The organism is Paucibacter sp. XJ19-41, from assembly GCF_028462495.1.
Classification (GTDB): domain Bacteria; phylum Pseudomonadota; class Gammaproteobacteria; order Burkholderiales; family Burkholderiaceae_C; genus Roseateles_E.
The window spans coordinates 1-21,632 of sequence record NZ_JAQOWX010000072.1; the positions used below are offsets into that span (position 1 = coordinate 1).

At 65.9% G+C, this 21,632-nt stretch carries 23 protein-coding genes and 2 tRNA genes; 15 read left to right on the forward strand and 10 right to left on the reverse strand.

Translation table 11 applies throughout. From position 1 onward, the window contains the following. Both PO768_RS18005 and PO768_RS18010 read right to left on the reverse strand, forming a co-directional pair. Positions 1 to 561, reverse strand: a 561-nt coding sequence (locus tag PO768_RS18005) for a LysE family translocator (protein ID WP_272647151.1), incomplete at its 3' end; no start/stop codon positions are given. Beyond that, complete coding sequence (locus PO768_RS18010) at positions 548 to 1,498, reverse strand: NAD-dependent epimerase/dehydratase family protein (protein WP_272647152.1); 951 nt, start codon at positions 1,496 to 1,498, stop codon at positions 548 to 550. The genes PO768_RS18010 and PO768_RS18005, both read right to left, overlap by 14 nt. A gap of 102 nt (positions 1,499 to 1,600) precedes the next feature. Between PO768_RS18010 and PO768_RS18015 the strand changes: the two genes are divergently transcribed. Beyond that, positions 1,601 to 2,575, forward strand: a complete 975-nt coding sequence (locus tag PO768_RS18015; RefSeq protein ID WP_272647153.1) for a LysR substrate-binding domain-containing protein — start codon at positions 1,601 to 1,603, stop codon at positions 2,573 to 2,575. On the opposite strand, the gene ftsY is transcribed toward PO768_RS18015, so the two are convergent. After that, positions 2,499 to 3,524 (reverse strand): signal recognition particle-docking protein FtsY, encoded by a 1,026-nt coding sequence (ftsY, locus tag PO768_RS18020; RefSeq protein WP_272647154.1) that lies wholly within the window; start codon positions 3,522 to 3,524, stop codon positions 2,499 to 2,501. The two genes, PO768_RS18015 and ftsY, sit on opposite strands and share 77 nt — an antisense overlap. Before the next feature lie 96 nt (positions 3,525 to 3,620). On the opposite strand from ftsY, the gene PO768_RS18025 reads away from it, so the two are divergent. From PO768_RS18025 to miaB, 3 genes are all read left to right on the forward strand, one after another. After that, positions 3,621 to 3,697: transfer RNA gene (locus PO768_RS18025), tRNA-Met, on the forward strand. 74 nt (positions 3,698 to 3,771) lie between these two features. Further along, positions 3,772 to 4,155: a hypothetical protein gene (locus tag PO768_RS18030; RefSeq protein ID WP_137941563.1), complete on the forward strand. Its 384-nt coding sequence runs from the start codon at positions 3,772 to 3,774 to the stop codon at positions 4,153 to 4,155. 11 nt (positions 4,156 to 4,166) lie between these two features. Next, positions 4,167 to 5,507, forward strand: a complete 1,341-nt coding sequence (gene miaB / locus PO768_RS18035) for a tRNA (N6-isopentenyl adenosine(37)-C2)-methylthiotransferase MiaB (protein ID WP_272647155.1) — start codon at positions 4,167 to 4,169, stop codon at positions 5,505 to 5,507. 11 nt (positions 5,508 to 5,518) lie between these two features. On the opposite strand, the gene PO768_RS18040 is transcribed toward miaB, so the two are convergent. Then, positions 5,519 to 5,791, reverse strand: a complete 273-nt coding sequence (locus PO768_RS18040; RefSeq protein ID WP_137941561.1) for a hypothetical protein — start codon at positions 5,789 to 5,791, stop codon at positions 5,519 to 5,521. Positions 5,792 to 5,915: 124 nt separating this feature from the next. Between PO768_RS18040 and hemA the strand changes: the two genes are divergently transcribed. The 6 genes from hemA to PO768_RS18070 all read left to right on the forward strand — a co-directional run bounded on the left by hemA (position 5,916) and on the right by PO768_RS18070 (position 10,944). Beyond that, a complete protein-coding gene (gene hemA / locus PO768_RS18045; RefSeq protein ID WP_272647156.1) occupies positions 5,916 to 7,229 on the forward strand; it encodes a glutamyl-tRNA reductase in 1,314 nt (437 codons plus the stop codon). Between the two features lie 60 nt (positions 7,230 to 7,289). Continuing rightward, positions 7,290 to 8,372, forward strand: coding sequence for a peptide chain release factor 1 (gene prfA, locus PO768_RS18050; RefSeq protein ID WP_272647157.1), 1,083 nt, complete (start codon positions 7,290 to 7,292; stop codon positions 8,370 to 8,372). Continuing rightward, complete coding sequence (gene prmC, locus PO768_RS18055; RefSeq protein WP_442953245.1) at positions 8,369 to 9,196, forward strand: peptide chain release factor N(5)-glutamine methyltransferase; 828 nt, start codon at positions 8,369 to 8,371, stop codon at positions 9,194 to 9,196. The genes prfA and prmC overlap by 4 nt, the downstream gene beginning before the upstream one ends. Positions 9,197 to 9,317: 121 nt before the next feature. After that, positions 9,318 to 9,953: a hypothetical protein gene (locus PO768_RS18060; protein ID WP_272647158.1), complete on the forward strand. Its 636-nt coding sequence runs from the start codon at positions 9,318 to 9,320 to the stop codon at positions 9,951 to 9,953. 104 nt (positions 9,954 to 10,057) lie between these two features. Then, a complete protein-coding gene (gene grxD / locus PO768_RS18065; RefSeq protein ID WP_137941557.1) occupies positions 10,058 to 10,375 on the forward strand; it encodes a Grx4 family monothiol glutaredoxin in 318 nt (105 codons plus the stop codon). Further along, positions 10,372 to 10,944, forward strand: coding sequence for a UbiX family flavin prenyltransferase (locus PO768_RS18070; RefSeq protein ID WP_137941556.1), 573 nt, complete (start codon positions 10,372 to 10,374; stop codon positions 10,942 to 10,944). Before grxD ends, PO768_RS18070 begins: the two co-directional genes overlap by 4 nt. Here the strand turns inward: PO768_RS18070 and PO768_RS18075 are convergent. Further along, positions 10,941 to 11,558, reverse strand: coding sequence for a lytic transglycosylase domain-containing protein (locus PO768_RS18075; protein WP_442953246.1), 618 nt, complete (start codon positions 11,556 to 11,558; stop codon positions 10,941 to 10,943). The two genes, PO768_RS18070 and PO768_RS18075, sit on opposite strands and share 4 nt — an antisense overlap. Further along, complete coding sequence (locus PO768_RS18080) at positions 11,555 to 13,300, reverse strand: proline--tRNA ligase (RefSeq protein WP_269837974.1); 1,746 nt, start codon at positions 13,298 to 13,300, stop codon at positions 11,555 to 11,557. Before PO768_RS18080 ends, PO768_RS18075 begins: the two co-directional genes overlap by 4 nt. A 120-nt stretch (positions 13,301 to 13,420) precedes the next feature. On the opposite strand from PO768_RS18080, the gene PO768_RS18085 reads away from it, so the two are divergent. After that, complete coding sequence (locus PO768_RS18085) at positions 13,421 to 14,011, forward strand: RNA pyrophosphohydrolase (RefSeq protein ID WP_262971270.1); 591 nt, start codon at positions 13,421 to 13,423, stop codon at positions 14,009 to 14,011. Between the two features lie 13 nt (positions 14,012 to 14,024). Here the strand turns inward: PO768_RS18085 and proB are convergent, their stop codons facing one another. The 4 genes from proB to rplU form a co-directional block, all read right to left on the reverse strand. Continuing rightward, positions 14,025 to 15,146 carry a glutamate 5-kinase gene (gene proB / locus PO768_RS18090; protein WP_272647159.1) on the reverse strand — a complete coding sequence of 374 codons (1,122 nt, stop codon included), beginning with the start codon at positions 15,144 to 15,146 and terminating at the stop codon, positions 14,025 to 14,027. After that, positions 15,143 to 16,219: a GTPase ObgE gene (gene obgE, locus PO768_RS18095; protein WP_137941552.1), complete on the reverse strand. Its 1,077-nt coding sequence runs from the start codon at positions 16,217 to 16,219 to the stop codon at positions 15,143 to 15,145. Before obgE ends, proB begins: the two co-directional genes overlap by 4 nt. 155 nt (positions 16,220 to 16,374) lie before the next feature. Then, the gene (rpmA, locus tag PO768_RS18100; protein WP_124447444.1) at positions 16,375 to 16,632 is read right to left on the reverse strand and encodes a 50S ribosomal protein L27; all 258 of its coding nucleotides are present in this window, start codon (positions 16,630 to 16,632) and stop codon (positions 16,375 to 16,377) included. A 45-nt stretch (positions 16,633 to 16,677) separates the two neighbouring features. Further along, positions 16,678 to 16,989, reverse strand: a complete 312-nt coding sequence (gene rplU, locus PO768_RS18105; protein ID WP_137941551.1) for a 50S ribosomal protein L21 — start codon at positions 16,987 to 16,989, stop codon at positions 16,678 to 16,680. A 282-nt stretch (positions 16,990 to 17,271) separates the two neighbouring features. On the opposite strand from rplU, the gene PO768_RS18110 reads away from it, so the two are divergent. The 4 genes from PO768_RS18110 to PO768_RS18125 all read left to right on the forward strand — a co-directional run bounded on the left by PO768_RS18110 (position 17,272) and on the right by PO768_RS18125 (position 21,625). After that, on the forward strand, positions 17,272 to 18,201 hold the full coding sequence (locus PO768_RS18110) for a polyprenyl synthetase family protein (RefSeq protein ID WP_272647160.1): 930 nt from the start codon (positions 17,272 to 17,274) through the stop codon (positions 18,199 to 18,201). A 59-nt stretch (positions 18,202 to 18,260) separates the two neighbouring features. Next, positions 18,261 to 18,337 (forward strand) — tRNA-Pro (locus tag PO768_RS18115). A gap of 294 nt (positions 18,338 to 18,631) precedes the next feature. Then, positions 18,632 to 20,356, forward strand: coding sequence for a type IV-A pilus assembly ATPase PilB (gene pilB / locus PO768_RS18120; protein WP_272647161.1), 1,725 nt, complete (start codon positions 18,632 to 18,634; stop codon positions 20,354 to 20,356). A gap of 48 nt (positions 20,357 to 20,404) precedes the next feature. Continuing rightward, entirely contained in the window at positions 20,405 to 21,625 is a 1,221-nt protein-coding gene (locus PO768_RS18125; RefSeq protein ID WP_272647162.1) for a type II secretion system F family protein, read from the forward strand. Positions 21,626 to 21,632 lie beyond the last annotated feature (7 nt).

Consider the following 21,632-nt stretch of genomic DNA (forward strand, 5'->3'; position numbering starts at 1 on the left):
GCCACCGCCGCGCTGCAGCCACAGGCCCGCGCCCCGCCCGGCCCCGCCGAGCCGTGCGCCCAGCAGTCCGGCGGCGGCAATCAGCAGTGCGTAGAAGCCGATGTTCAGCAGCTCGAACAGCAGGCCCAGGCCCAGAAAGCCAAGCAGCCAGGGCTGCGGCCCCGCGCCGAGGAACAACGGGAAAAAGGCTGCGAAGAACAGCACCGGCTTCGGATTGATCAGGGTCAGCAGCAGAGCCGCGCGAAAGCCGCCGGCGGCGGGCGCCGCCACCGCTGCGGGCGCGGCGCGCAGCATGGCCCAGCCCATCCAGCCCACATAGGCCGCGCCGGCCCAGCGCAGCACCGTCAGCAACAGCGGCCATTGGCGCAACAGGGTCGCCAGACCCAGGCCGGCCGCCGAGATCAGCAGCAGATCGCCGACCACCAGCCCGGCCACCGCCGCCACGGCCCGCACGCGCGAATGGCGCAGCTGGCCCAGCACCATCAGCATCGCCGGCCCCGGCACCGCAATCACCAGCAGCGCCGCCGAGATGAAGGCAAACAGGGTCTCAGGCGCGAGCATGGTCGTGCTCCTCGCGCGCCAGCACCTCGGCATGCGCGTCGATCAAGGCATCCAGCCAGGCATCGCTATGCCCGAAGGTCCAGCCCAGCGCGCGCGCCCGGTCGGTGTCCATCACGTGCGGAGCGGCGTAGTCAAACGCCAGTGGCCCCGGCGCTGCCTGCGGCTGGGCCAGCACCGGCCGCCCGAGCCGGCGCGCGATGCGCTGCTGCAGCAGCGGCGCCGATAACAAGCCCTCGCCCGCCACATTGACCGGCCCCCTGAAATCCTGGCTGCCGGCCCACAGCAGGACATCAACCACGCCCGGCACATCGATGAAGGAGCTGAGCCCGGCCGCCGCCGCATGGCGCAGCGGCGCGTCGCCGCGCCACACCAGCTCGACATGCTGGCGCAGCCGGCCGGTGAAATCCTCCGACCCACCCAGCACATGCCCCACCCGCAGGCTGGCCCAGGGCAGGCGGGCCCCGCTGCGGGCCAGCAGCGCCTCGGCCTGGCGCTTGCCGCGGCCGTAGTGGCGCTCGGCAAAGACCGGATCGGTCCAGGGCAACGCCGTATCGATGGGCTCAGCGGCCAGATCCAGGTCGGCCTCGCGGTAAGGCCGCAGGACCCGGCCATGCAGCGCGTCATAGGTTTCTATCGTCGAGGTCATCAGATAGCGCCCGACCCGCCCGCCGAAGCAGTCGATCGCGATCGCGGCATCGCCCGGGCTGTAGCACATCTGGTCATAGACCAGGTCGTAGCGCGCGCCCTGATCGAAGACGGCGCGCATCGCCGCCGCGTCGCGCCGGTCCACCCGCAGGCGTCGCAGCCGCGTGCCAAAGGGGTCGGCCGCGCGGCCACGGGTTGCCAGCGTGACCCGGTGACCGGCCGCCAGCAGTGCCTCGACCAGGCGGATGCCGAAATAGCGTGTACCGCCGATGACCAAGATGGATTGACTCATGGAAAACCTGGAAAGTTGTAGATGACCGAAGTTTTCCCTTGATATCAGCCGCACGAAAGCGAGAATGCCTGGCCCTGAGACTCAGAAATTCCTGCCCTCACGATGCCTGCAGCCGAACTCTCCAGCCTCGCCGGCCTGATCGACTTCGAAGCGGCGGCCCGCCATGGCGGCTTTCGCGCGGCCGCCGCCGAGCTGCACAAGACCCCGGCCGCCCTGAGCCAACAGATCAAGCAGTTGGAGCAGGCGCTGGGGTTGGCCCTGTTCGTACGGCATCCGCGTCACGTCGCGATCACGCCGGCCGGCCGCGAGCTGGCGGCCACGGTGAGGCGCTCGCTGGCCGAGCTGCGCGCCCAGGTGGCGGCACTGCGCCTGGCCCAGGACCCGCATCTGCTGCGCGTCTCGACCACGCATTCGCTGGCGATGAAGTGGCTGGTGCCGCGGCTGCATGGCTTCACCGCGCAGCATCCGGCCCTGGATGTCCGCCTCGAAGCCAGCGATCAGCTGGCCGATCTGGCCGGCGGTGGTTGCGATCTGGCGCTGCGCTACCAAAGCCTGGAAGGCAGCGCCCCGGACAGCTTCATCTACGCCGAACGCCTGGTCGCTGTCTACAGCCCGGCCCTGGCCGGCCCGCAGGCCGAGTTGGCCGCGCTGCTGCGCCAGCCGCTGCTGCACGAGGGCGAACCGGACGCCTGGTTAAGCCTGCTGACATCGCTGGGCCTGCCGACTCGCCATCTGGATTTCTCGCGCGCCTACAGCCATGGTGGCCTGCTGGTGCAGGCGGCTGCGGCCGGGCTGGGCGTCGCGCTGGCGCCCTATGCGCTCGCCCATGAGGACTTGCAGCGCGGCCGGCTGCTGCGCGCGAACACACCCGCGCTGGACTCCGGCTATGGGTACCGGCTGCTGCTCAGCCCGGCCCGCCTGGACGCGGCGCCGCTGCGGGCATTTGCCGACTGGCTGGCGCGCGAGTTCGCGCAGCTGCAGGCCGGCCTGGAAGTGGAGCTCAGGCCAGCAGGGCCTGGGCAAACTCCGCCGCATCAAAGGTCTGCAGGTCTTCCAGCTTCTCGCCCACGCCGATGAAATAGACCGGGATGGCGCGCTCGCGCGCGATCGCCGCCAGCACCCCGCCCTTGGCCGTGCCATCGAGCTTGGTGACGATCAGGCCGGTCAGGCCCAGCGCATCGTCGAAGGACTTGACCTGGCTCAGCGCGTTCTGGCCGGTATTGCCGTCAACGACCAGCAGGATTTCGTGCGGCGCGTCGGCCTGGGCCTTGGTGATGGTGCGCTTGATCTTCTTGAGCTCCTCCATCAGATGCAGCTGGGTCGGCAGGCGGCCGGCGGTGTCGGCCAGCACCACATCACAGCCGCGTGCACGGCCGGCCACCACCGCATCGAAGGTCACGGCCGAGGGGTCGCCGCCCTCCTGGCTGACGATCTCGACCTGGGCCCGGTCGGCCCAGACCGACAGCTGCTCGCGCGCCGCCGCGCGGAAGGTATCGGCCGCGGCCAGCAGCACCTTGGCATTGGCGTCGGCCAGATGGCGGGTCAGCTTGCCGATGCTGGTGGTCTTGCCGGCGCCATTGACGCCGACCACCATCATCACGGTCGGGCTGTGCTGACCCACCGCCAGCGGCTTCTCCAGCGGCCGCAGCAGATCGGTCAACGCCTCAATCAGCAGGCCGCGCACGGCGGCCGGATCGGCGGCCTTGGCCTCCTTGACGCGGCGCTTCAGATCCTCGAGCAGAAAGTCGGTGGCCTTGACGCCGGCATCGGCCATCAAGAGCGCAGCCTCCAGCTCCTCGTACAGCGCGTCATCGATCTGCGTGCCAGTGAAGACCTGGGCGATGCTGGAGCCGGTCTTGCGCAGACCCTGGCGCAGCTTGTCCAGCCAGCTCTTGCGCGGCGCTTCAGCGGGGGGCGGCACAACAACGGGCTCGGCCACCACGTCCACCGCCACATTCACTGCCACTACAGGTGCCTCGGCCGGCGCCGGCGCGGAACCAACCTTCTTCTTGAAGAAACTGAACATCGATACGCTTCTCTAGAGAGCAAGGCACATTTTTTAAAAACATGCCGGGAGGGGCTTGCATTGTCTCCCAAAAGCTCGCTAGAATGGCGGGCTTGAGGCGCTTTAGCTCAGCCGGTTAGAGCGACGGAATCATAATCCGCAGGTCCGGGGTTCGAATCCCTGAAGCGCCACCAAAATAAGTGAACGGCCCGAGCAACCCTCGGGCCGTTTTGCTTTATCCGATCAACGCAGCCACTGGACACATACCATGTACCGCTGTGCTCTTCTTGCCTTCGCGGCCAGCACCGTCTGCATCTCGGCCCAGGCCCAGGTGCACCGACCCTTCCCCGTGCAGGCGCTGCGCGGCGAGCTGGTGGTTTTGCAAACACCTCAGGTCAGCCTGAACGGCCAGCCCGCCCGCCTGGCGCCCGGTGCCCGTCTGCGCAGCGACACCCATCTGCTGCTGCAACCCGCCAGCGTCGCCGGCCAGAAGCTCATCGTGCACTACACGATCGAGCCTTCGTCGGGCATGTTGATGGACGTCTGGGTGCTGAACCCGGCCGAGCTGGCCAACAAGACCTGGCCCCGCACGCCGCAAGAAGCCGCGAGCTGGGCCTTCGAGCCGGCCACACAGACCTGGACCAAGCGCTGAGAGAGGCCGCCATGAGCAAGAAAGTATTCATCAAGACCTTCGGCTGCCAGATGAACGAGTACGACTCGGGCAAGATGGCTGATGTGCTGGGCGCGGCCCAGGGCTATGAGGAGACCAAGGACGTCGAGCAGGCCGATCTGATCCTGTTCAACACCTGCTCGGTGCGCGAGAAGGCACAGGAGAAGGTGTTCAGCGATCTGGGCCGGGTCAAGCACCTGAAGGAGAAAGGTGTGCTGATCGGCGTCGGTGGCTGCGTCGCCTCGCAGGAAGGTGCGGCCATCATCGAGCGCGCGCCTTATGTCGATGTGGTGTTCGGCCCGCAGACCCTGCACCGCCTGCCCCAGATGCTGGAGGCCCGCCGCGAGCAGCGCCGCCCGCAGGTCGACATCAGCTTTCCCGAGATCGAGAAGTTCGACAATCTGCCGCCGGCCAAGGTCGAGGGCGCCAGCGCCTTCGTCTCCATCATGGAAGGCTGCTCCAAGTACTGCTCTTACTGCGTCGTGCCCTACACCCGCGGTGAGGAGGTCTCGCGCCCCTTCGAGGATGTGCTGACCGAGATCGCCGGCTTGGCCGACCAAGGCGTGATGGAAATCAATCTGCTGGGTCAGAACGTCAATGCCTATCGCGGCAAGATGGGCGACACCAGCGAATACGCCGACCTAGCCCTGCTGCTCGAATACGCGGCCGAGATCCCCGGCATCCAGCGCCTGCGCTTCACTACCAGCCATCCGAACGAGTTCAGCCAGCGCCTGGTCGAGGCCTATGCCAAGGTGCCGCAGCTCGTGAACCATCTGCACCTGCCGGTCCAGCATGGCAGCGACCGCATCCTGATGGCGATGAAGCGCGGCTATACCGCGCTGGAGTTCAAGAGCACGATTCGCAAGCTGCGCGCGATCCGGCCGGACATCCGCATCGCCAGCGATTTCATCGTCGGCTTCCCCGGCGAGACCGAGGACGACCATGCCAAGCTGATGAAGCTGGTGCACGAGGTCGGCTTCGATGCCTCGTTCAGCTTCATCTTCAGCCCGCGCCCCGGCACGCCGGCCGCCGCGCTGGAGGACACGACGCCTTACGAGGTCAAGGTCCGCCGCCTGCAGGAGCTGCAGGCCGTGATCGAGGCCAACGCCGTCAGGATCAGCGAGACCATGGTCGGCTCGACCCAGCGCATTCTCGTGACCGGCAATGCCCGCAAGGACCCAACCGAACTGATGGGCCGCACCGAGTGCAACCGCATCGTCAACTTCAAGGGCGCGCCGCGGCTGATGAATCAGCTGATCGATGTGCGCATCACCCAGGCCTTTGCGCATTCGCTGCGCGCCGAGGTCCTGATCACCGAGGACGCCAGCGCCTGATCAGCGCCCGATCAACGCTTAAGGCTGAGCCCCCATTGCGGCAGCGCAATGCAGACGATCATCAAGCCATAGCCGAGCATCTTGCCGTCCCGGCCCAATAGCAGCAGGGCCGCGACCAGACCCAGGCAACCGCCCAACGCCCCCCACAGCGCCAGGCGGCGCCAGGCCAGGGCCTTGAGTTCGCGGCGCCACAGCAGCTTGAGCCCCAGCGCCGTCAGGGCGGCGACAAACCAGGCGGGCGCGAGGAAGTTGCCCAGGTGCCATACAACGTCCAGCAGATTCATATGCCTCGGCTTGCCAAAGAGTAGAGAAGAAAAAGTGGCCTGGAATTGATGCGCATCAATCGCATGTGCGCCCCATAACAGCCCCGCCGGGGCACAGCCGAACGCCGAATTTTATAATCCCGTCATGAGCGTGTTCGCCCTTGGTCTGAATCACAACTCCGCGCCGCTGGATCTGCGTGGACGTTTTGCGTTCTCGCTCGAACAACTGGCCCCTACCTTGCTGGGCTTCAAGGATCAGCTGCAGAGCGGGCAGACGCGCAAGACGGCGGCCGGCCCCGAGGCTGCCCTGCTTTCCACCTGCAACCGTACCGAGCTCTATGTGGCCGGTAGTGCCGCGATGGTGCAGCCGGCCGTTGACTGGCTGGCACGGGTCGGCGGTGTCGGCAGCAATGCGCTGCTGGACCATGCTTATGTGATGGAAGGCGGCGCCGCCGCGCGCCATGCCTTCCGCGTTGCCAGCGGGCTGGACTCGATGGTGCTGGGCGAGCCGCAAATCCTCGGCCAGCTCAAGCAGGCGGTGCGCGAGGCCGACCAGGCCGGCACCCTGGGCAGCACGCTGCACCAGCTGTTCCAGCGCAGCTTCTCGGTCGCCAAGGAGGTGCGCAGTTCCACCGAGATCGGCGCACACTCGATCAGCATGGCGGCCGCCTCGGTGCGCCTGGCCTCGCAGCTGTTCGAGGATCTGAGCAAGATCAAGGTGCTGTTCGTCGGCGCCGGCGAGATGATCGAACTGGTGGCCACCCATTTCGCCGCCAAGGCACCCAAGGCCATGGCCGTGGCCAACCGCACGCTGGAGCGCGGCGAGAAACTGGCCGGCCATCTGAGCGCCGAGGCGATCCGGCTGGCCGATCTGCCGCAGCGTCTGCACGAATTCGATGCGGTGATTTCCTGCACCGCCTCCAGCCTGCCGCTGATCGGCCTGGGCGCCGTCGAGCGCGCGCTGAAGGCCCGCAAGCACCGGCCGATGTTCATGGTCGACCTGGCCGTGCCGCGCGATATCGAGCCCGAGGTCGCGCAGCTGGACGATGTCTACCTCTACACGGTGGACGATCTCTCGACCCTGGTGCAGAGCGCCGGCGAGAAGCGCCAGGCCGCCGTCCAGCAGGCCGAAGCCATCATTGAGAGCGGCGTGCAGAGCTTTGTCCACTGGCTGGGTCAGCGCCACACGGTGCCGCTGATCCAGGCCCTGAACGCGCAGACCGACGAGTGGCGCGCCCATGAAATCGCGCGGGCCCGCAAGCTGCTGGCGCGCGGCGAGGATGTCGACGCGGTGCTGGAAGCGCTGTCGCGTGGCCTGACCCAGAAGATGCTGCATGGCGCGCTGGCCGAGCTGCATGCCAGCGACGGCGAGCAGCGCGTGCAGCTGGCGCAGACCGTTTCGCGCCTGTTCCTGCGCAGCAGCCCGCGCGGCAGTTTCGACTCATCGGCCGAGCATTAGCGGTCCTGAAGCCCGCCCCGGCAGCCGCTGCCGGCCCTTCAGCTCCACTGCCCTCCCCCAATGAAAGACTCGCTGCGCCAGCAATTCGAACGACTCGCCTATCGCCTGAGCGAGCTGGACACCATCCTGGCCGAGGGCTCGGTCGCCGCTGACATGAAGCGCTACCGCGCGCTGAGCAAGGAACAGTCCGAGGCTTCGACCCTGGTCGGCCACTATCGCCAGTACCAGCAGCGCGAAGCCGACCTGGCGACGGCACACGAGATGCTGGCCGACGCGGATATGGCGGAGATGGCGCGCGAGGAAATCGCGGCGGCCGAGGCCGACATCGCCCGCCTGCACGAGACCCTGCAACTGGCCCTGCTGCCCAAGGACCCGGACGACGAGCGCCCAGCCTTTCTGGAAATCCGCGCCGGCACCGGCGGCGACGAGTCGGCCCTCTTTGCCGGCGATCTGGCCCGCATGTATCTGCGCTTTGCCGAGCGCCAGGGCTGGAAGACCGAGATCCTGTCGGCCAGCGACTCCGACCTGGGCGGCTACAAGGAATTGGTCGTGCGCATCGAGGGCGAGCAGGTCTATGGCCGGCTGAAGTTCGAGTCCGGCGGCCATCGCGTGCAGCGCGTGCCGGCCACCGAAAGCCAGGGCCGCATCCATACCAGCGCCTGCACCGTGGCTGTGATGCCCGAGCCCGACGAGGCCGAGGAGATCCAGCTGAACCCGGCCGAGCTGCGCATCGATACCTTCCGCGCCAGCGGCGCCGGCGGCCAGCACGTCAACAAGACCGACAGCGCGATCCGCATCACCCATCTACCCACCGGTCTGGTGGCCGAGTGCCAGGACGACCGCAGCCAGCACCGCAACAAGGCCAAGGCCATGGCCGTGCTGGCCGCCCGGCTGCGCGACAAAGACAAGAACGAGCGCGCCGCCAAGGAGGCCGCCCAGCGCAAGAGCCTGATCGGCTCGGGCGACCGCAGCGATCGCATCCGCACCTACAACTTCCCGCAAGGCCGGCTGACCGACCACCGCATCAATCTGACGCTCTACAAGCTGGACGCCATCATGAACGGCGATCTGGACGACGTCTTCCAGGGCCTGCAAGCGGCTCAGGCGGCCGAGCAACTGGCCAGCCTGGAGGGCGGCCGGTGAGCCTGGGCGTGGCCGCCGCGCTGACCCGCGCGCGTGAGCGCGGGCTGGATAGGCTCGAGGCGCAGCTGCTGCTCGCCGAGTTGCTGGACCGCGACCGCGCCTGGCTGATCACGCACGACCAGGACCTGCTGAGCGCGGAGCAGGCCTGTCGATTCGAGGACTGGCTGGCGCAGCGCCTGCAGGGGGTGCCGCTGGCCTATCTGAGCGGGCACAAGGAGTTCCATGGCCTGCGGCTGCGGGTCAATGCCGACACGCTGGTGCCCCGGCCCGATACCGAGGTGCTGGTGGATTGGGCGCTGGAGTTGCTGCAGGCCGGCGCGCTGGCGCAGCCGGAGCTGGTCGACCTGGGCACCGGCAGCGGCGCGATCGCGCTGGCGCTCAAGCACCGACACCCGCAGGCCCGCGTCACGGCGGTCGATCTCAGCGCCGGCGCCTTGGCCGTCGCCCGCGCCAATGCCCAGGCCCTGGGCCAGGCCGTCGATTTCTGCCAGGGCGACTGGTGGCAGCCGCTGGCCGGCCGCCGCTTCGACCTGATCGTCAGCAACCCGCCCTATATCGCCGGCGCCGACCCGCATCTGCCGGCGCTGCGTCACGAACCGCTGGGCGCGCTGACGCCCGGTGGCGACGGCCTGTCGGCGCTGCAGGCCCTGATCACCGGTGCGCCCGGGCATCTGCGGCCCGGTGCCTGGCTCTTGCTGGAGCATGGCTACGACCAGGCCGAGGCGGTCGGCCAGGCCTTGGCGACCCGCGGTTTCGAGCGGATCGAGTGCCGTCGCGACCTCGGCGGCCAGCCCCGGGTCAGCGGCGGGCGCTGGCCGGACTGACACTGTCCAAAAAGCCACATTTGCCGGCCCATAGCGCCTCAGTTCGGTCTGCAGACTTGCGCCGACCGGGTTAGCATCAGTTGCGCCTGGACCTCAGGCGCCAGCTTACGAGGAGGTCGCCATGAGTACCGTCGCCCATGTCCTTGCCGCGAACCCGCGCTGGCTGATGCTGCCATTGGCCCTGCTGCTGATGGCCGGCGCTTCCGCCCATGCTGAAGGCCTGAAGATCAAGGTCCCCGAGATGGGCTCCTTGCGTTGGCAGACCCGCGTCCAGCTGAGCCAGCTGGACAGCCTGAGCGGGAGTTCGCGGGTGCTCAGCGCCAATCTGCTGGGCGACTACTACCTGACCGGATCGCTGCTGGGCCCCCACACCCAGGGCGGCCTGCGCGCCACCGGCGGCCTGCTGATGGGTTCGCCGACGCTGTCGCAAAGCAGCGGCGGCCTGGCGCTGGGCCACAGCTCGCTCGGCCTGGGCCAGAGCCTGGCTGTGGGCCAGCGCAGCGTCAGCCTGTTCGGCGGCGCGCTACCCCCCGGCATCGATCCCGGCCATGCCCGCTCCTACCTGGGCATCGGCTACACCGGCCAGTCGCTGCGTGGCGGCTGGGGCTTCAGCGCCGATCTCGGGCTGACCAAGTCAAGTCCTCGCGATGAGCTGCGCCTGGGCCGCAGCTCGCAGGGCTCGCAGAGCCTGGAAGACCTGCTGATGGACATGCGCTTGCGGCCCGTGCTGCAACTGGGCCTGAGCTACAGCTACTGAGCAGGCAAAGCCTCGGGCCGGCAGGCATCGCGGCCCTCGCCGATAATAGGCAGCATGCGCCGGCTCGGAGCCGGCGCGCTTTCCACCACTTCAGGCGAGACGATATGAGCGACGTACAGCAACGCATTGACGACTTGGTCAAGAACAACCGGGTCGTGCTGTTCATGAAGGGCACGGCGCAGTTCCCGATGTGCGGCTTCTCGGGCCGCGCGATCCAGATCCTGAAGGCCTGCGGTGTCAGCGATCTGAAGACCTTCAATGTGCTGGAGGACGAGGCCGTGCGCCAGGGCATCAAGGACTATGCCAACTGGCCGACCATCCCGCAGCTCTATGTCAACGGCGAGTTCGTCGGCGGCTCGGACATCATGATGGAGATGTACCAGGCCGGCGAGCTGCAGCAGGTGCTGACGCCCGCACAATGATCGGGCAGAGGCTGGTCGTCGGTATCACCGGCGCCACCGGCGCGGCCTACGGGCTGCGACTGCTGCGCCGCGGCCGAGAGCTGGGCCTGGAGACGCATCTGATCGTCACGCCCGCCGGCGTGCTCAATGTGCACCATGAGCTCGGGCTGGACCGCAAGGCGCTGGAGGCCGAGGCCTCCTTCTCCTATGCGCCGGGCGATGTCGGCGCTTGCGTGGCCAGCGGTAGCTTCGCCACGGCCGCGATGGTGATCGCCCCCTGCTCGATGAAGAGCCTGGCGGCCATCGCCCATGGCTTTGGCGACAATCTGCTGACGCGCGCCGCCGATGTGACACTCAAGGAGCGCCGCCGCCTGATCCTGATGGTGCGCGAGACGCCCTTCAACCTAGCGCATCTGCGCAATATGACGGCCGTCACCGAGATGGGCGGCATCGTCTTCCCGCCGCTGCCGGCCTTCTATCACCACCCGCAAAGCATCGAGGAATTGGTGAACGAAAGCGCAGAGCGGGTGCTGGAGCTGGCCGGCGTGGCCGGCGCCACGCCCAAGGCCTGGACGGGGCTGAAGGCCTAGACTTCCCCGGGCATCAACCAGCGCTTGCGGTTGCCAAACACCGCGTTCGGGTATTCGGCCCGGCCACGGCTGCCGTTGTAGCGGCCCAGCGCCAGAAACATATCGCCGCGCTCGCGGTCCAGATAGTGGCGCAGGATCACGCAGCCGAAGCGCAGATTGGTCTGCATATGGAAGAGCCGGGAGGCCTGGCCATCGCCGATCAGGCGCGCCCAGAAGGGCATGATCTGCATGTAGCCGCGCGCACCGGCCGAGCTGATCGCGTATTTGCGGAAGCCGCTCTCGACCTGCACCAGCCCCAGCACCAGGGCCGGATCCAGCCCCGCACGCTTGCTCTCGTACCACAGGGTCTCGAGAAACTCGATGCGGGTCAGGCTCTCCGAGAGCCGGCGCTTGAGCCGCTCGCTCATTTCGCCCAGCCAGCGCAGATAGGCCAGCCGGTCCTCGACCCGCTCGAAACGAGGCTTGGGCGGCGCGCTGTTGGCGATGGCCGCCGACAAGGCCGAGCGCACCGCATCGGCCAGCGGTTCCTCGACCTGGGCACCCGCCAGCGCCCGCCCGCCGGGCAGCGCCAGCAGCGCGCCCAGCAGCAGAGCGCGTCGATGCAGCTCGCTCAAAGCTTGAGCTTGCCCTTCAGATGGCCGAGCACCTCGCTCAGCGCCAGCTTCGTGGCCTCGGCATCGCGGCGGCCCTGGTATTCGACCTGCCCCTCCTTGAGCCCGCGATCCGACAGCACCACACGATGCGGCACGCCGACCAGTTCCCAGTCGGCAAACATCGCACCCGGGCGCTCGCCACGGTCATCCAGCAGCACATCGACACCGAGCGCTTGCAGTTCATCATGCAGCTGCGTCGCGGCGGCCTTGACCTCCTCGCTGCGATCCATGCCGATCGGGCAGAGGACGACGGTGAACGGGGCGATCGAATCCGGCCAGATGATGCCGCGCTCATCATGGTTCTGCTCGATGGCCGCGCCCAGGATGCGGGTCACGCCGATGCCGTAGCAGCCCATCTCCATCGGCTTGGGCTTGCCGGTCTCGTCGAGGTAGTTGGCGTTCATCGCCAGCGAGTATTTGGTGCCCAGATAGAACACATGGCCGACCTCGATGCCGCGCTGGATGGCCAGCACACCCTGGCCATCCGGTGACGGGTCACCGACCACGACATTGCGGATATCGGCCACCAGATCGGGCTCGGGCAGGTCGCGGCCCCAGTTGGCACCGGTGTAGTGGAAGTCGGCCTCGTTGGCGCCGCAGACGAAGTCGGCCATATGGGCGACGGTGCGGTCGGCGACGATCTTGACCGGCTTCTTCAAGCCGATCGGGCCCAGATAGCCGGGCTTGCAGCCGAAGTGCTCCTCGATCTCGGCCACGGTGGCGAACCGGAAACCGGCCTTCATGCCCTCGAGCTTGCCGGCCTTGACCTCGTTCAAGTCGTGATCGCCGCGCAGCAGCAGCAGCCAAACAGTGGACTTCTTGATGTCGCCCTTGTCGTCCAGTTCGTCGGTGGCCAGCACCAGGGACTTGACGGTCTGCGCCAGCGGCAAGGCCAGCAGCTCGGCCACGTCGGCGCAGGTGCTCTTGCCCGGCGTCGGCGTCTTGCTCAGCGGCTGGGTGGCCGCGCCACGTGCGGCCAGCAAGGCCACGGCCTCGGCCAGCTCGATATTGGCCGCGAAGTCGCTGGTCGGGCAGTAGACGATGGCGTCTTCGCCGGTATCGGCAATGACCTGGAACTCGTGCGAACGGTCGCCGCCGATGGCGCCGGTATCGGCCGCCACGGCACGGTACTGCAGGCCCAGGCGATCAAAGATCTTGCAGTAGGCGCCGTACATGGTCTCGTAGCTGCGGCCGGCCGACTCGACATCGCGGTCGAAGGAGTAGGCGTCCTTCATCGTGAACTCGCGACCCCGCATGATGCCGAAGCGCGGGCGGCGCTCGTCGCGGAACTTGGTCTGGATGTGATAGAAATTCTTCGGCAGCTGCTTGTAGCTGCGCAGCTCCTGGCGGGCGATATCGGTGATCACCTCTTCGCTGGTCGGCTGGATGATGAAGTCGCGATCATGGCGATCCTTCACGCGCAGCAGCTCGGGGCCCATCTTGTCGAAGCGGCCGGTCTCCTGCCACAGCTCGGCCGGCTGGACCACCGGCATCAGCAGCTCGACCGCGCCGGCGCGGTTCATCTCCTCGCGGATGATGCCCTCGACCTTGCGGATCACCCGCAGCCCCATCGGCATGTAGTTGTAGATGCCGGCGCCGAGTCGCTTGATCATGCCGGCGCGCATCATCAGCTTGTGGCTGACGACCTCGGCATCGGCGGGCGCTTCTTTCAAGGTCGAGACAAAGAACTGGCTGGCTTTCATGGCAAGAGCGGGGCCTGGCCCGAGGCCAAGCAGAGTCAAAAGGTGTGAGGGTTAGCGAGGGTAATGCCCGGAGGGCGGCCCAATGCAATAATCGATCTAACTAAAGATTTGAGGTTGATTATGCTCGACCGTGAAGGCTTCCGGCCCAACGTCGGCATCATCCTGCTCAACCACAGGAATGAAGTGTTCTGGGGCAAGCGCATCCGCACCCATTCCTGGCAGTTCCCGCAAGGGGGCATCAAGCATGGTGAGACGCCTGAGCAGGCGATGTTTCGAGAGCTCCACGAGGAAGTGGGGCTGCTGCCCGACCATGTGCGTATCGTCGCGCGCACCCGCGACTGGCTGCGCTACGAGGTGCCCGAGCACTTCATCCGCCGCGATGCGCGCGGCCACTATCGCGGGCAAAAGCAGATCTGGTTTCTGCTGCAGCTGATGGGTCGCGACTGCGATATGAATCTGCGCGCCACCGACCATCCGGAGTTCGATGCCTGGCGTTGGAATGACTACTGGGTGCCGCTGGAAGCCGTGATCGAGTTCAAGCGCGGCGTCTACCAGATGGCGCTGACCGAGCTGGCCCGCTATCTGCCGCGTATCAACCACCACAACCGCTATCTGCGCGCGGGCATGCGGCCGCAGCATCGCGATTCGGGCCCGGCCGCCCAGCCCGACCCTTGCGCCCCGCCGCCGGAGACCAGCACCGAGGGCGACTGAAGCCCCGCTGCTGTCAGACCAGCACCAGATTGTCCCGGTGGATCAGCTCCGGCTCGGCGGCATAGCCGAGCAGGCGCTCGAACTCACCGGAGGCCTTGCGCGCGATCAGGCGCGCCTCGGCGCTGGAGTAGTTGGTCAGGCCGCGGGCCAGCTCCTGCCCGGCCGGATCGCGCACCGCGATCACATCGCCCCGATGGAATTCGCCCTGCACCTCGACGACACCGATGGGCAACAGGCTCTTGCCGGCCTCGCGCAGCTTGAGCGCCGCACCGGCATCCACCGTGACAGCGCCGCGCATCTGCAGATGGTCCACCATCCACTGCTTGCGCGCCGCCAGCTTCGGCGTGCTGGCCAGCAGGGCCGTGCCTATGGCCTCGCCTGCGGCCAGGCGCAGCAGCACATCGGGCTCGCGACCCCAGGCAATCACGGTGCTGGCGCCCGAGCCGGCCGCGCGCTTGGCAGCCAGGATCTTGGTGATCATGCCGCCGCGGCCCAGCGATGAGCCGGCACCGCCGGCCATCAGCTCCAGCTCGGGCGTACCGGCCACGGCCTCGTCGATGAAGCGGGCATTCGGATCCTTGCGCGGGTCGGCCGAGTACAGGCCCTTCTGATCGGTCAGTATCACCAGCGCATCGGCCTCGACCAGATTGGCCACCAGGGCCCCCAAGGTGTCGTTGTCACCGAACTTGATCTCGTCGTTGACGACGGTGTCGTTCTCGTTGATGACCGGCAGCACGCGGTGCTGCAGCAGGGTCAGCAGGGTCGAACGCGCGTTCAGATAGCGTTCGCGGTCGGCCAGGTCGGCATGCGTCAGCAAGACCTGGGCACTACCCATGCCCTGCTCGCGCAGCTTGGTCTCGTACATCTGGGCCAGTCCCATCTGACCGACGGCGGCCGCAGCCTGCAGTTCGTGGATCTCCTTGGGTCGGGTGGCCCAGCCCAGGCGCTTCATGCCTTCGGCGATGGCGCCGCTGGACACCATCACCAGTTCGCGCCCCTGGCCCGCCAGCGCGGCCAGCTGCCGGCACCAGTTGCCGATGGCTTCGGCGTCGACACCACGGCCCTCATTGGTGACCAGGCTGGAGCCGACCTTGACGACGATGCGGCGCGCGTCCTTCAGCGCATGGCCGCTCATGCCTGCTCCTGCTCGCCACCCTCCGCCGGCGTGAAGCGGATATCCGGCTCGACGATGACGCGCTGCTCGGCCGCCACATGGTCATAGATCGCGTGGATCAAAGGCTGGCAGCCCTCGCGGGTCAGCGCCGAGATCTCGAACACCGGACCCTTCCATTTGTAGCGCTTGACGAAGTCCTTCACGCGCTTGGCACGCTCGTCTTCGGGCACCATATCCAGCTTGTTCAGCACCAGCCAGCGCGGCTTGTTGTAGAGCGATTCGTCGTACTTCTTCAACTCGTTGACGATGGCCTTGGCCTCAACGACCGGATCGACCTCGGGATCGAAAGGCGCCAGGTCGACCACATGCAGCAGCAGGCGGGTGCGCTGCAGATGCCGCAGGAACTGATGACCCAGACCGGCACCTTCGGACGCGCCCTCGATCAGGCCGGGGATGTCGGCGACGACGAAACTCTTCTCCGGCGCGACGCGCACCACACCCAGATTCGGATGCAGGGTCGTGAAGGGGTAGTCGGCGATCTTCGGGCGGGCGTTGGAGACGGCCGTGATCAGCGTCGACTTGCCGGCATTGGGCTGCCCAAGCAGGCCGACATCGGCCAGCACGCGCAGTTCCAGCTTGAGCTTCTTGGCTTCACCGGGCCAGCCCGGCGTCTTCTGACGCGGTGCGCGATTGGTGCTGGTCTTGAAATGCAGATTGCCGAAGCCGCCGTCACCACCCTTGGCCAGCAGCATCTTCTCGCCCGGCTCGATCAGCTCGGCGATGACCGTGTCGGTCTCGAGATCCTTGATGATGGTGCCGACCGGCATGCGCAGCACGATGTCGTCGGCAGCCGCGCCATACTGATCGGAGCCGCGGCCAGCCTCGCCGTTGCGGGCCTCGTGGCGGCGTGCGTAACGGTAGTCGATCAGCGTGTTCAGATTGACATCGCCGACCGCCCACACGCTGCCGCCGCGACCGCCATCACCGCCATCGGGTCCACCGAAGGGGATGAATTTCTCGCGGCGAAAGCTCGCACAACCGGCACCACCATTGCCGGCCACGATATCGATGGTGGCTTCGTCTACGAACTTCATATGCTTGTCTGCGCCTTTTGAGGGCTATGGTAAGGCAAGGCCTGTTGCGACCTCGCCCGCTGCCGCAGCCTCAAAAAGCAAAAGCCCCGGCGAGCCGGGGCTTCAGGTCGCTGGCGAACGGCTGCAGCGCTGCCGCCAGCGATACACGCGGTCAATCAGACCGGCGTGACGAACACCGTTTGACGGCTCTTCTCACCCTTGATGGCGAACGACACTTGGCCGTCGACCAGTGCAAACAGCGTGTGGTCCTTGCCGATACCGACATTGGTGCCGGGATGGAACTTGGTGCCGCGCTGACGCACGATGATGGAACCTGCCGAGATGGTCTGGCCGCCGAAGGCCTTCACACCCAACATCTTAGGTTTGGAGTCGCGGCCGTTCCGTGTGGAACCGCCGCCCTTTTTCTGTGCCATGGATTAGCTCCTTGAAACTGTTGGCGAAGAAGAATCGACTATCGATCAGCCATTCACCGCGCTGATTTCCAGCTCGGTGAAGTTCTGGCGATGGCCTTGACTCTTCTTGTAGTGCTTACGACGGCGCAGCTTGAAGATGCGCACTTTGTCGTGCCTACCGTGAGCCACAACCGTGGCGGTAATGCTTGCGCCAGCAACCAAGGGAGTGCCGATCTTCAATTCAGCGCCGTTTCCGACAGCCAGAATCTGGTCGATCACAATCTCTTGGCCAACATCCGCAGCAATCTGTTCTACCTTGATCTTTTCGCCAGCAGCAACTTTGTATTGCTTGCCACCGGTTTTTATGACCGCGTACATATCAGCCCTTTCAATAAAACCCACTTGCCAGCACCCGCAAAGCGAGTGCGCGCAAGCCTCAAACCCCGCACCGTAACGGCGCAGAGCCCGCGAGTGTAGCATGCACCGGGGAAAACACCAAGACCGGTCCACCGCCGCTGCCGCGAGATCACACCGGACTCCGGGCAAGCCCCGGCTGTTCCTATAATCCCGGCTTCGCCAAACAGAGAGCTGAGTGTGCACGCTGCGTCCGCCTCGTCCCCCTCCCCCGTCGCCGAGGTTCAAGCCAAACTGGACGCCGAAATGCGTGAGGTTGATGCCGTCATCGCGCAGCGACTGACCTCCGATGTGGCCCTGATCAATCAGATCGCCGGCTACATCGTGCATGCCGGCGGCAAGCGGATGCGACCCAAACTGGTCCTGCTGTTTGCCAATGCACTGGGCTTCGACAAGCACGAGCGCTTTGAGATGGCGGCCGTGGTCGAGTTCATTCATACAGCCACGCTGCTGCATGACGATGTGGTCGACGAATCATCGCTGCGCCGCGGCAAGCAGACGGCCAATGCACTGTTCGGCAATGCCGCCAGCGTGCTGGTGGGCGACTTCCTCTACTCGCGAGCCTTCCAGATGATGGTCTCGGTGAACCGCATGCGTGTGCTGGAGGTGCTGGCCGAAGCCACCAATGTGATCGCCGAAGGCGAGGTCTTGCAGCTGATGAATATGCATGACCCGGATGTTGCGGTGGATCGCTATCTGCGCGTGATCCGCTACAAGACCGCCAAGCTGTTCGAGGCCAGTGCAAGACTAGGCGCCGTGCTGGCCCAAAGCACACCGGAGATCGAAGAGGCTTGCGCCGGCTATGGCCGAGCACTGGGCACCGCCTTCCAGTTGATCGACGACGTCCTCGATTACGAGGGCGACCCGAGCGCACTGGGCAAAAACGTCGGCGACGATCTGCGCGAGGGCAAGCCCACGCTGCCGCTGCTGATCGCCATGGAGCGCTGCCAGCCGGCAGAGCGCTCCCTGATACGCCACGCCATCGAACATGGCGAGGTCCAAGGCCTCAGCGACATCGTCAAGATCGTGCGCAGCACTGGCGCCCTGGAAGCCACTCGCGAGGCCGCCCGTCGCGAGGCCGAGCACGCCCGCGAATGTTTAAATTTGCTCCCCCCTTCAATTTGGCGCGAAGCTCTGCTAGAATTTTGTGCTCGGTCAGTTGACAGGTCCTTCTAAGGATTTGCGGTAGATCGAAGCTTGAACGCTTGAGCCCCTCAAGCAGAAGTTCAAAAAATCGGGGTGTAGCTTAGCCTGGTAGAGCGCTACGTTCGGGACGTAGAGGCCGGAGGTTCGAATCCTCTCACCCCGACCAATTTTTTGCCGCTGCGCGCATCGCCAGCGCGCCAAGATATTGAGGGCCATGATGGCCCCTTCCAAATCTCCTACAGAGTTAATTGCTGCAAGCGGCGCCATGTCACGGTGCGCCTGCGGTGATGCTTGCACGCATCAGTTTGCCCGTCTCGGTCCCCGAAGCGTGAGCTTGCACACGACTGACAGGCTTTTCCAGGCTTTCACTCGGTTTACAGTGTGAAATCCTTGCGAGAAGATGAGCTGCTGAGATGGCGGATCTTTCGACCCGCCCTGCTGCCCGTCACTACCAAAGCCCGTGGACACCACTCTGATCGAGCCGCCTCATTCCGCGCTGTCCGGCGTCGCGCGCGTGCTCGTGCACGCCGGCAAGCTGCCCGTCAAGACTGCCGAAGACCTGGCGCGCCAGGCGCGCGAGAAGAAGATCAGCTTTGTCTCGTCGGTGATGGCGGCCAATGCAGTCTCGCCAACGGATCTGGCCCATACGCTGTCGCTCGCGCTGGCCCTGCCGGTGCTGGATCTGAATGCGATGGATCCACAGCGCATGCCCAGCAATGTGATCGACAACAAGCTGGCGCAGCAGTACCAGGTCGTCGTCCTGGGGCGGCGCGGCAACCGGCTTTTCATCGGCGGCGCCGACCCGACCGATCAGGAAGTGGTCGAGAGGATCAAGTTCGCCACCCAGTTGGCGCCCGAGTGGGTGATCGTCGAGTACGACAAGCTCACCAAGATGCTGCAGGGCTCGGCAGCCACGGCGGCCGAGACGCTGGACGCCATTGCCGGCGGCGACGTTGATTTCGATATCGCCGAGGAAGACAGCAGCGCAGCGCAGGAGTCGGCCGCCGACATCGCCGATGTGGAAGACGCGCCCGTCGTGCGTTTTCTGCAGAAGATGCTGGTCGACGCGATCAATATGCGGGCCTCGGACCTGCACTTCGAGCCCTATGAATACCACTACCGGGTGCGCTTTCGGGTCGACGGTGAGCTGCGAGAGATCACCCAGCCGCCGATCGCGATCAAGGACAAGCTGTCCTCTCGCATCAAAGTGATTTCTCGACTCGACATTGCGGAACGCCGGGTGCCGCAGGACGGCCGGATGAAGCTCAAGTTCGGCGCCAAGTCGATCGACTTCCGCATCAGCACCCTCCCGACCCTGTTCGGCGAGAAAATCGTGATCCGGATTCTCGACTCGTCCTCAGCCAAGCTGGGCATCGAGGCCCTGGGCTACGAGAAGATCGAGAAGGACCGGCTGATGGCCTGCATCCAGCGCCCCTATGGCATGGTGCTGGTCACCGGCCCGACCGGCTCGGGCAAGACCGTCTCGCTCTACACCTGCCTGAACATTCTGAATCAGCCGGGCGTCAACATCTCGACGGTGGAAGATCCGGCCGAAATCAACCTGCCCGGCATCAACCAGGTCAATGTCAACGACAAGGCCGGCCTGACTTTTGCTGCTGCCTTGAAGTCCTTTTTGCGCCAGGATCCGGACATCATCATGGTCGGTGAGATCCGCGATCTGGAGACGGCCGATATTGCGATCAAGGCCGCGCAAACCGGCCATATGGTGATGTCGACACTGCACACCAATGACGCGCCGACCACGCTGACCCGGCTGCTGAATATGGGCGTGGCACCCTTCAACATCGCCTCCAGCGTGCTGCTGATCACCGCACAGCGCCTCGTGCGCCGCCTGTGCGAGCACTGCAAGGCCCCGGCCGAGTACCCGCGCGAAGCCTTGCTACGCGGCGGCTTCGTCGAGGAAGACTTGGACGGCAGCTGGAAGCCCTATCGCGCCGTCGGTTGCTCCAGTTGCAACAATGGGTATCGGGGCCGGGTCGGCCTTTACCAAGTGATGCCCATCACCGAGGCGATTCAACGCATCATCCTGTCCGAGGGAACGTCGATGGACATCGCCGTCCAGGCCCAGGCGGAAGGCGTGCGCGATCTGCGCCAGTCGGGACTGGTGAAGGTCCGCGTCGGTGTCACCACCTTGGAAGAGGTGTTGGCCGCCACCAATGAATGAACGCCGTCCGCTCGCAAAGCGGCCGGCCGAACAGCTCGAGGAGAAACCATGGCGACCAGCGCAATAGCCAAAAGCGTGAAGGACTTTGTCTTCGAATGGGAGGGCAAGGACCGCAACGGCAAGACCGTGCGCGGTGAACTGCGCGCCGGCGGCGAAGCCATGGTCAGCGCGACCCTGCGCCGCCAGGGCATCCTGGTCAGCAAGGTCAAGAAGCGCCGGGCCAGCGGTGGCAAGTCCATCAAGCAAAAAGACCTCGCCGTCTTCACCCGGCAACTGGCCACGATGATGAGGGCCGGTGTGCCCCTGCTGCAATCTTTCGACATCGTCGCGCGCGGCAGCACCAACCCACGGCTGACCCGCTTGCTCAACGACATCCGCCAGGATGTCGAGACCGGCACTAGCCTGTCCTCGGCCTTCCGCAAGCACCCGATGTACTTCGACGCGCTGTACTGCAATCTCGTCGAGGCCGGCGAATCGGGCGGTATTCTGGAAGCCTTGCTGGACCGGCTGGCGATCTACCAGGAAAAAACCGTTGCGCTGAAGAACAAGATCAAGTCGGCCCTGACCTACCCGATCGCAGTGCTGACCGTGGCCTTTATTGTCGTGGCCGTCATCATGATCTTCGTCGTGCCGGCCTTCAGGGAGGTGTTCACCTCCTTTGGCGCCGACCTGCCGGCACCGACCCTGATGGTGATCGCGATGTCGGAGTTCTTTGTTTCCTACTGGTGGGCCATCTTCGGCGGCCTGGGTGGCGGCATCTATTTCTTCCTGCAGTCCTGGAAGCGCTCGGTGAAGATGCAACACACCATGGACCGCCTGCTGCTGAAGATCCCGGTGTTCGGCGACCTGCTCTACAAGTCAGCGGTGGCGCGCTGGACCCGCACGCTATCGACGATGTTCGCGGCCGGCGTGCCCCTGGTCGAGGCGCTCGACTCGGTCGGCGGCGCCTCCGGCAATGCGGTGTTCGCCGAGGCCACCGAGAAGATCCAGCGCGATGTCTCCACCGGCGCGGCGCTGACCACCTCGATGCAGGCCACCGGCATCTTCCCGACCATGGTGTTGCAGATGGCCTCGATCGGCGAAGAATCCGGTTCACTGGACCATATGCTGGCCAAGTCGGCCGAGTTCTACGAGGACGAGGTCGACGAGGCCGTCAAGGCCCTGTCCAGCCTGATGGAGCCCTTCATCATCGTGATCCTCGGCACCATCATCGGCGGCATCGTCGTCGCTATGTATCTGCCCATCTTCAAGCTCGGCCAAATCGTCTAAGCACAAA

Excerpts from the sequence above, each read along its gene's own strand:
- PO768_RS18010 (WP_272647152.1), bottom strand. The coding sequence starts at position 1,498 with ATGAGTCAATCCATCTTGGTCATCGGCGGTACACGCTATTTCGGCATC.
- PO768_RS18015 (WP_272647153.1), top strand. The coding sequence starts at position 1,601 with ATGCCTGCAGCCGAACTCTCCAGCCTCGCCGGCCTGATCGACTTCGAA.
- ftsY (WP_272647154.1), bottom strand. The coding sequence starts at position 3,524 with ATGTTCAGTTTCTTCAAGAAGAAGGTTGGTTCCGCGCCGGCGCCGGCC.
- PO768_RS18030 (WP_137941563.1), top strand. The coding sequence starts at position 3,772 with ATGTACCGCTGTGCTCTTCTTGCCTTCGCGGCCAGCACCGTCTGCATC.
- miaB (WP_272647155.1), top strand. The coding sequence starts at position 4,167 with ATGAGCAAGAAAGTATTCATCAAGACCTTCGGCTGCCAGATGAACGAG.
- PO768_RS18040 (WP_137941561.1), bottom strand. The coding sequence starts at position 5,791 with ATGAATCTGCTGGACGTTGTATGGCACCTGGGCAACTTCCTCGCGCCC.
- hemA (WP_272647156.1), top strand. The coding sequence starts at position 5,916 with ATGAGCGTGTTCGCCCTTGGTCTGAATCACAACTCCGCGCCGCTGGAT.
- prfA (WP_272647157.1), top strand. The coding sequence starts at position 7,290 with ATGAAAGACTCGCTGCGCCAGCAATTCGAACGACTCGCCTATCGCCTG.
- PO768_RS18060 (WP_272647158.1), top strand. The coding sequence starts at position 9,318 with ATGAGTACCGTCGCCCATGTCCTTGCCGCGAACCCGCGCTGGCTGATG.
- grxD (WP_137941557.1), top strand. The coding sequence starts at position 10,058 with ATGAGCGACGTACAGCAACGCATTGACGACTTGGTCAAGAACAACCGG.
- PO768_RS18070 (WP_137941556.1), top strand. The coding sequence starts at position 10,372 with ATGATCGGGCAGAGGCTGGTCGTCGGTATCACCGGCGCCACCGGCGCG.
- PO768_RS18080 (WP_269837974.1), bottom strand. The coding sequence starts at position 13,300 with ATGAAAGCCAGCCAGTTCTTTGTCTCGACCTTGAAAGAAGCGCCCGCC.
- PO768_RS18085 (WP_262971270.1), top strand. The coding sequence starts at position 13,421 with ATGCTCGACCGTGAAGGCTTCCGGCCCAACGTCGGCATCATCCTGCTC.
- proB (WP_272647159.1), bottom strand. The coding sequence starts at position 15,146 with ATGAGCGGCCATGCGCTGAAGGACGCGCGCCGCATCGTCGTCAAGGTC.
- obgE (WP_137941552.1), bottom strand. The coding sequence starts at position 16,219 with ATGAAGTTCGTAGACGAAGCCACCATCGATATCGTGGCCGGCAATGGT.
- rpmA (WP_124447444.1), bottom strand. The coding sequence starts at position 16,632 with ATGGCACAGAAAAAGGGCGGCGGTTCCACACGGAACGGCCGCGACTCC.
- rplU (WP_137941551.1), bottom strand. The coding sequence starts at position 16,989 with ATGTACGCGGTCATAAAAACCGGTGGCAAGCAATACAAAGTTGCTGCT.
- PO768_RS18110 (WP_272647160.1), top strand. The coding sequence starts at position 17,272 with ATGCGTGAGGTTGATGCCGTCATCGCGCAGCGACTGACCTCCGATGTG.
- PO768_RS18125 (WP_272647162.1), top strand. The coding sequence starts at position 20,405 with ATGGCGACCAGCGCAATAGCCAAAAGCGTGAAGGACTTTGTCTTCGAA.